Annotated in this window: 2 protein-coding genes; both read left to right on the forward strand. The window is 77.4% G+C overall.

The genetic code is table 11. The features are described from left to right. Window positions 1-98: 98 nt before the first annotated feature. Window positions 99-1,223: an ATP-binding protein gene (locus GTQ99_RS22925; protein WP_205708079.1), complete on the forward strand. Its 1,125-nt coding sequence runs from the start codon at window positions 99-101 to the stop codon at window positions 1,221-1,223. Then, window positions 1,220-1,692: DUF5682 family protein (locus GTQ99_RS22930; RefSeq protein ID WP_338075209.1), on the forward strand; the 473-nt coding region annotated here is incomplete at its 3' end. The genes GTQ99_RS22925 and GTQ99_RS22930, both read left to right, overlap by 4 nt.

Consider the following 1,692-nt stretch of genomic DNA (forward strand, 5'->3'; position numbering starts at 1 on the left):
GCCGCCGACGCCCTGCCCGCCGACAGCCCGTGGCGCCCCGCCCTGACCGACGTCGCCGACACCGTGGCCGAGCGCCACCAGATGCTCGAGGAGCTCCGTTGACCATCCCCGCCACCACCGGTGCGCCCGCCCCCGGCACCGGCGAGGAGGTGCTGCGCCCGCACGCCGAGCAGGCCTTCGCCGCCGAGCTGGCCGCCCTCGCCGCGGCCGACGACCGCCCCCGCCCGCCGGCGTGGCGGCTGTCGCCGTGGGCGGTGACCACCTACCTGCTCGGCGGGACGCTGCCCGACGGCACGGTGGTCACCCCCAAGTACGTCGGGCCCCGCCGCCTCGTGGAGGTGGCCGTCGCCACCCTGGCCACCGACCGGGCCCTGCTGCTGCTCGGCTCGCCCGGCACCGCCAAGACGTGGGTCTCCGAGCACCTGGCCGCCGCCGTCAGCGGCCGCTCCACCCTGCTCGTGCAGGGCACCGCGGGCACCGCGGAGGAGGCCATCCGCTACGGCTGGAACTACGCCCGCCTGCTGGCCGAGGGGCCCAGCGCCGGTGCGCTCGTCCCCTCGCCGGTCATGACCGCCATGGAGCAGGCCGGCGTCGTCCGCGTCGAGGAGCTCACCCGCATCCCCTCCGACGTGCAGGACGCGCTCATCACCGTGCTCTCGGAGAAGACGCTGCCCGTCCCCGAGCTGGGGATCGAGGTGCAGGCCCGCCGGGGCTTCAACGTCATCGCCACCGCCAACGACCGCGACCGCGGCGTCAACGAGCTGTCCTCCGCGCTGCGCCGCCGCTTCAACACCGTCGTCCTGCCGCTGCCGGCCAGCGAGGACGAGGAGGTCGACATCGTCACCCGCCGCGTCGCGCAGCTCGGCACCGCGCTCGCGCTGCCGCCGGTGCCGGCGGCAGCCGAGGAGATCCGCCGCGTCGTCACCGTCTTCCGCGAGCTGCGCTCGGGGCAGACCACCGACGGGCGCACCCGCCTGAAGACCCCCTCGGGCACCCTGTCGCCGGCGGAGGCGATCTCCGTGGTCACCCACGGCATCGCGCTCGCCGCGCACTTCGGCGACGGGCGGCTGCGCCCCGACGACGTCGCCGCCGGCATCCTCGGCGCCGTCGTCAAGGACCCCGTCGCCGACCGCGCCGTCTGGACCGAGTACCTCGAGGCCGTCGTCCGCGAGCGCCGCGACTGGGCGCCCTTCTACCGCGCCTGCCGCGAGGTCGGCGGGTGAGCGCGAGCACCACCGGAGCCACCACCGGAGCCACCACCGGAGCCGAACCCGTCGAGGCTCCCGTCGTGGAGGTCCTCGGCGTGCGCCACCACGGCCCCGGCTCCGCCCGCGCGGTCCGGGCGGCGCTGGAGCGGCTGCGGCCCGACGTCGTCCTCGTCGAGGGCCCCGCGGACGCCGACCCGGTGGCCGCCCTCGTCGCCGACCCCGGCCTCGTGCCGCCGGTGGCGCTGCTCGCCCACGTCACCGACGCCCCCGGCACCGCGGCGTTCTGGCCGTTCGCGGTGTTCTCCCCCGAGTGGCAGGCGCTGGTGTGGGCGCACGCGCACGGCGTCCCCGTGCGCTTCTGCGACCTGCCCTCCGGCGCCAGCCTCGCCCAGCGCGCCGAGGACGCGCAGGACGCGCAGGACGCGCAGGACGCGCAGGACGCGGAGGACGCCGGGAACGCGGGAGGGGCCGAGGACGGGGCGGA

The sequence above is a fragment of the Kineococcus vitellinus genome, from assembly GCF_009906315.1.
GTDB classification, from domain to species: Bacteria; Actinomycetota; Actinomycetes; order Actinomycetales; family Kineococcaceae; genus Kineococcus; species Kineococcus vitellinus.